Source organism: Cetobacterium sp., assembly GCF_048470075.1.
Taxonomy (GTDB): domain Bacteria; phylum Fusobacteriota; class Fusobacteriia; order Fusobacteriales; family Fusobacteriaceae; genus Cetobacterium_A.
Genome location: NZ_DBGBQB010000238.1, coordinates 1 through 5,922 on the forward strand (window position 1 = coordinate 1; position 5,922 = coordinate 5,922).

Consider the following 5,922-nt stretch of genomic DNA (forward strand, 5'->3'; position numbering starts at 1 on the left):
CCAAAAGAGAGATTAAATTCTTTGAAATTAAAACACTTTTTTTAGAGAAAATTTAATTCTAATCAATATTCTCATTAAACATAAAATCATTTTGTACTAACTCTTCATAGGTTTCCCTTTTTGAAATCAGATAACTTTTCCCATTTTTTACAAATACTACAGCTGGTCTTAAAGCTTTATTATAGTTGCTACTCATAGAGTGCCCATACGCACCTGTACAGCTAACTAACACAATATCTCCCGCTACACATCTATTTAATTTTATATTTTTAGCTATTATATCTCCTGATTCACAGCATTTTCCTGCCAAAGTCACTATCTCTTTTTTATTTTCATCTAATCTATTGGCAACAATACACTCATACTTAGCTTGGTATAGTGCAGGTCTTATATTATCTGTCATACCACCATCTATAAATATATACTTTTCTCCACCGAATGTCTTTTTCTCTCCACCTACAGTGTATAGTGTACTTCCCGCTTGAGCCACAATAGAACGTCCCGGTTCAATGGATACATTTTCTATGGTAAGTTCTGCACTCTCAAGACTCTCCTCTAAACAACCTATAATTTTTTTCATAATCTTTTTCAAATCAACATCGGTATCCTCTTCTGTATATCTAACTCCAAATCCCCCTCCAATGTTTATCTCTGGAATCACAATATCCAACTCCTGTGAAATTTTTTTTGTAAACTCTACCATAGTTTTTATTCCTTCACAAAATGCCATTTCATCAAATATTTGTGACCCTATATGACAATGGAATCCTAAAAAGTTCAGTTCTTTTTTTTGAATAATCTCACTTACTATGCTAACAATATCTCTATCAAAAATAGATTCTCCAAATTTTGATGAGTGCTTTGAAGTTTTTATATATTCATGAGTATGTGCATCAATTCCAATATTTAATCTTAACATTACATTCATTTTTTTATTAAATTTTTTACAGGCCTCAGCTACTCTATCCGCTTCAAATCTATTGTCTAAAATTATACTTCCAATCTCATTTTCAACACACATATCAATCTCTTCTAAAGATTTATTATTTCCATGCATATGAATTTTTTTAGCAGGAAAATTGGAAGATAAAATTGTGTATAGCTCCCCACTGGATACAGCGTCTATATGAAATCCCATTCTATCAACCACTTGGGTCATACCCTTAGATAGATAAGCTTTTGAAGCATAAACTATCGTCGTTTTAAATCTATCACTTTTAAAACTACTCTTTATATTTTTCATCTTATTTTCCATAAGCTCTAAATCGTACACATAAAGAGGCGTTCCATACTCTTTCTGTAATTTTTTTACAGAGATTCCCCCAATCTCTAAAACGCCATCTATATCTTTCATAGTTCCCAAATATTTCATATTTCTCCCTCCTACCCATGTTTTTTAAATTTTATCCTTTGTTATACATGAATATTAAACAAAAGTCAAATTTTTTTACATAAAATTAAATATCTATAGGTGCTCCAGGACCCAATGGTATCCCTAAATATATCCAAACTATAGCCAAAATAATCCACATTATTAACATCGCTATTGTGTATGGTAGCATTAGAGATATCACTGTACCCACTCCAGAATCCTCCTCATACTCTTGGGCTAATCCAAGAACTATTGGCATATATGGAAACAGTGGTGAAATTACATTTGTCGTTGAGTCCCCTATTCTATATAACATTTGAGTCAATGCTGGATTGTACCCTAACATATAGAACATAGGTATAAATATAGGTGCTAACAGTGCCCACTTAGCTGATCCACTTCCTATAAATAGATTTATAAATGCAGAAAGTAATATGAACATCACAAATAGAGGTATCCCTTTTAAGTTAAGATTTTTTAATAGTTCAGCGCCCTCTACCGCCAACACAAAACCAAGTTTACTCCAATTGAAATATGCTATAAATTGTCCAATCATAAAAACTAAAACAATGTAGCTTGACATATCTTTTATACCCATTGTCATATATTTTGGAATATCTGACATACTCTTAATTTTTCCAACTTCTCTTCCATAAGTTATTCCCCCTATTAGAAAAAGAATTAATAGCAGTGGAATTATTGCATTTAATAGAGGTGAATTTAATAGTGAACCCGTTACTGGATTTCTTAAAAAGCTATTTTTAGGATAAACAACTGCCACTAAAAATAGGATATACAGCAATACATAGATCCCTGATTTTCTTAATGCTCTTTTCTCTACACTATTTATCTCCTCTCTTTTTATAACTTTTTTACCAGTGTACTTTCCCAATCTCGGCTCTATTATTTTTTCTGTTACAAATGTTCCAACTATAGCCAATAAAAATGTAGATACTCCCATAAAATACCAGTTATCAACAACTGAAACAGTTATATTTGGATTCACAATCTTCATAGCCTCTGTTGATATCCCAGCCAGTAGTGCATCTGTTCCCGCTACAATTAAGTTTGCACTAAAGCCAGCAGTTGTTGCAGCATAACCTACAGCTATTCCAGCTAGAGGATGCTTTCCCAAAGAGCAAAATATAAAAGCTGAAATTACTGGAACTACAACGATTGCTGCATCAGAGGCTATATTTCCACATATCCCAATCAACATAATCATAAATGTAATCACTTTTGGAGAGCTATTTAAAATAGTATTTCTCATAAAAGCTGAAACTAAGCCCACATGTTCAGCCAATCCTATACCTAAAGTCATAACTAAAACCAGTCCCAATGGAGAAAATCCAGTAAAATTCTTTATTGTATTTTGAAGCATAAAGTTAATACCTTCACTTGAAAGTAAATTTTTTACTTTTACAATCTCGTTTTTAACGGGATCAACAACTTGAACATCCATATAGTTTAATCCCCATGATAAAAAAATAATAAATACACTTAAAAAGAAAAACAACATAAATGGATGTGGTATCTTATTTCCAACCCTCTCAACCCAATCCAAAATACCATACTTCTTTTTTTCCGTTAATTTTGCCATCTTATCCCTCCCGTTTTTTAGTTAGACAAAGTTTACTTCATGGAGCTAATTTTAACAATTATATTATTTCTATTTAAAGTATTGATAAAATAAATATGACAAAAGTATAAAAAATATGGTATTAATTTAATAACAAATCTAGGAGGTTGATTCCATGTTAAATAATTTAAACACTCATCGTAACTATCTACACTCAATACCTGAAATAGCATTAAATGAATTTAAAACTGCTGAGTATATCAGAAAAATTTTAGATGAAGAGAGAGTTGAATATCATAATGTAGGAACTAGTACAATTGCTTTTATTCCAGGAGAAAGTGATTCCTGTATCGCTTTTAGAGCTGATATTGACGCTTTACCTCTAATGGAGGAAAGTGGTAATCCATTTAAATCACAAACTCCCGGTATGATGCATGCCTGTGGACATGATGGTCATACTGCTATGCTTTTAACCTTTATTCAAGAGGTTAAAAAACTGATCTCTCATGGAACAACACTAAATAAATCATTACTTTTTATATTTCAAGCTGGAGAAGAGGGCGCTGGTGGAGCTCGTTTCATAGTAGCTGATGAGTTTTATAAATCTAAACATATTGAAGCTATTTTTGCCCTGCATGTTTATCCTGAAATCAATGTTGGGGAGTTTGCAGTAAAAGCTGGATTTGTTTCTCTCCAAAATATAAATTTAGATATCACTTTAACTGGAAAGGGTTGTCATGGAGCTCAACCTCATAAAGGAGTTGACTCTATTCTAATTGGAGCTAAATTAGTTGAAGCTTATCAGTCAATAAAATCTAGAAATATACCATCTTATGAGCATTTTTTACTTACTATTGGAGCTTTCCATGCTGGGACTGTGAGAAATATAATTCCAGGAAGTGTGAATATGCTGGGTACTATTCGACTTGAAAATATCTCATTAATACCCTTTATTCAAGAGAGAATGGAGCATATTAACAGTGGTTTTGAGATGGCCTTTGATGTTAAAATCGATATGCTTTTCCAACCATTCTATCCTCCTGTAGTCAATGATAATGCTCTATTTGAAAAAGCTTTAAAGGCTTTAAAAGGTAGAAAAGTTTTTACTGATATAGCTCTAAGTGGATCTGAGGATTTTTCTTTTTACTCTCAAAATGGGACTCCTGGACTACTTGTTCTAGTTGGTACCAGAGATGAGGAAAAAGGACATGTATGTGCCCTTCATAACAATAGATTTGACTTTGATAATGAAGCTCTTGTCCATGGGGTTGAGTTTTTCAAAAATTTATTGAAAGAAACTGAAATTATTTAATACTTAAATTAAAGGAATCTTTAGACTTTTTTTTAATAATAGTAACATAATTGTATTATAAATTTAGTCTAGGAGGTTTTTTATGAAAAAATATATTTTAGTTTGTTCTTTTGTTCTTTCAGCATTTACTTTTGCTTCATCTCACGATAGTCATCAGACCCATTCTCAACAAAATATGATGGATAATATGCCTATGATGCAACAATCTCAAAATGCTAACTGCCCTACATGTAACAATAATATGATGCAAAATATGACTCAAATGCCTGGATGGAAAGCTGATAAAAAAATGATGAGAAACAATATGATGATGTATGCTACACCTGAGATGCAAAAAAATATGATCGATATTGAACAAAAAGAGTTGGATATTAAAAAAGCTATGTTAGAGGACAAAGTTGACTGGAATAAAGTTGATAAACTTAATAAAGAGATCGGTGAAATAAGAGCTAAAATGCAAACAGAGATGATGAAAAAGAATTATGAAATGATGAAAAATCCTCCTGTTACAGATACAACTAAACAACAATAAAATAAAAAGGGAGCATATCATGATATGCTCTCTTTATTTTTATATAACCATTTTAAAAGTCTCTCATAGTTTTCTTCTGCATCTTTTATTCCCAAATTATATAGTGATTTTATCTTACTTAAATCTCTTTCCAATCTATCAACCACAACAATTTTACTAGGTCTAAATACAAAGACATCCCCCTTTTTTTCAAGCTCCCGTATATCTTTTAGAGCTCTATTATATACCAGATGTCTTTTTATTAAAGCATCTGCTACTTTTGGATACTTTCTATAATATAGTTTTATAAGAGGTTGAAGTTTTAATGGCTCTTTTTTATATCCCTCATCCTCTGTTAAAATAACTACATTTTTATTATTTCCATCTAAAATTGATTGCATTATTGGTATTGGCGATGCTATCCCTCCATCTAAGTAAACTCTGTCATTTATAACTGTTTCTTTTGAAAAAAAGGGCAAACTACCAGAAGCTATTAGAGACTCCAGCAGATCATCTGTTTTTTTAAAATCTTTCTTACAGAAAAATTCAGTTTTACCTTTTATGCAATTAAATGCTCCAACTTTAAATTCTAAATCACAGTTATGAAAGGTATCAAAATCAAAGGGAGCTAATTCATAAGTCATTTTTTTATAGGCAAAATCTATATTTATATAACTTCCATTTTTTATTAAATATTTATATCCCATATATCTTTCATCATTTAAATATTTTAAGATTATATCTATGTTTCTACGTTTTTGCCTAGATGCGTAGGAAGCTGAATATATAGCTCCAGCTGAAACTCCAATAGTATACTTAAAATATAGCTTCTTGGATAAAAAATAATCCAAAATTCCTGAAGTATAGGCTCCTCTTAATCCTCCACCTTCCAAAACTAATCCTATATTATTCATAAATAAATCCTCCTAATCCAAATCTTCAATTTCACAATATTGTACTTTTTTTTTCAAACATTTCTTTCTTTTTTTATTTCCCATTGGTATTTTCATAGTAGATGAATTTAATATTCTTTGACTTTTGACTTTTTTTATCTTAAAATTGAAAGAGCAAAAAATAAAAAATTTTCATCTTAAAATTTCCAATGGTTTCAGATTTTTTTTAATAACATAATATACCCTACTTTAAAA

5 protein-coding genes are annotated in these 5,922 nt (G+C 30.7%); 2 read left to right on the forward strand and 3 right to left on the reverse strand.

Annotation, left to right across the window (positions count from 1 at the left end; translation table 11 throughout):
• Positions 1-58: 58 nt before the first annotated feature.
• Both lysA and ACMOUI_RS08435 read right to left on the reverse strand, forming a co-directional pair.
• Positions 59-1,372, reverse strand: a complete 1,314-nt coding sequence (lysA, locus tag ACMOUI_RS08430) for a diaminopimelate decarboxylase (RefSeq protein ID WP_418965280.1) — start codon at positions 1,370-1,372, stop codon at positions 59-61.
• A gap of 85 nt (positions 1,373-1,457) precedes the next feature.
• The gene (locus ACMOUI_RS08435; RefSeq protein WP_418965281.1) at positions 1,458-2,972 is read right to left on the reverse strand and encodes an AbgT family transporter; all 1,515 of its coding nucleotides are present in this window, start codon (positions 2,970-2,972) and stop codon (positions 1,458-1,460) included.
• Between the two features lie 154 nt (positions 2,973-3,126).
• Between ACMOUI_RS08435 and ACMOUI_RS08440 the strand changes: the two genes are divergently transcribed.
• Positions 3,127-4,263, forward strand: coding sequence for a M20 metallopeptidase family protein (locus ACMOUI_RS08440; protein WP_418965282.1), 1,137 nt, complete (start codon positions 3,127-3,129; stop codon positions 4,261-4,263).
• A gap of 82 nt (positions 4,264-4,345) precedes the next feature.
• Positions 4,346-4,795 (forward strand): hypothetical protein, encoded by a 450-nt coding sequence (locus ACMOUI_RS08445; RefSeq protein WP_418965283.1) that lies wholly within the window; start codon positions 4,346-4,348, stop codon positions 4,793-4,795.
• A gap of 17 nt (positions 4,796-4,812) precedes the next feature.
• Here the strand turns inward: ACMOUI_RS08445 and ACMOUI_RS08450 are convergent, their stop codons facing one another.
• Positions 4,813-5,688 (reverse strand): patatin-like phospholipase family protein, encoded by an 876-nt coding sequence (locus ACMOUI_RS08450; protein WP_418965284.1) that lies wholly within the window; start codon positions 5,686-5,688, stop codon positions 4,813-4,815.
• Between the last annotated feature and the right edge of the window lie 234 nt (positions 5,689-5,922).

Excerpts from the sequence above, each read along its gene's own strand:
- ACMOUI_RS08435 (WP_418965281.1), bottom strand. The coding sequence starts at position 2,972 with ATGGCAAAATTAACGGAAAAAAAGAAGTATGGTATTTTGGATTGGGTT.
- ACMOUI_RS08450 (WP_418965284.1), bottom strand. The coding sequence starts at position 5,688 with ATGAATAATATAGGATTAGTTTTGGAAGGTGGAGGATTAAGAGGAGCC.
- ACMOUI_RS08445 (WP_418965283.1), top strand. The coding sequence starts at position 4,346 with ATGAAAAAATATATTTTAGTTTGTTCTTTTGTTCTTTCAGCATTTACT.
- lysA (WP_418965280.1), bottom strand. The coding sequence starts at position 1,372 with ATGAAATATTTGGGAACTATGAAAGATATAGATGGCGTTTTAGAGATT.
- ACMOUI_RS08440 (WP_418965282.1), top strand. The coding sequence starts at position 3,127 with ATGTTAAATAATTTAAACACTCATCGTAACTATCTACACTCAATACCT.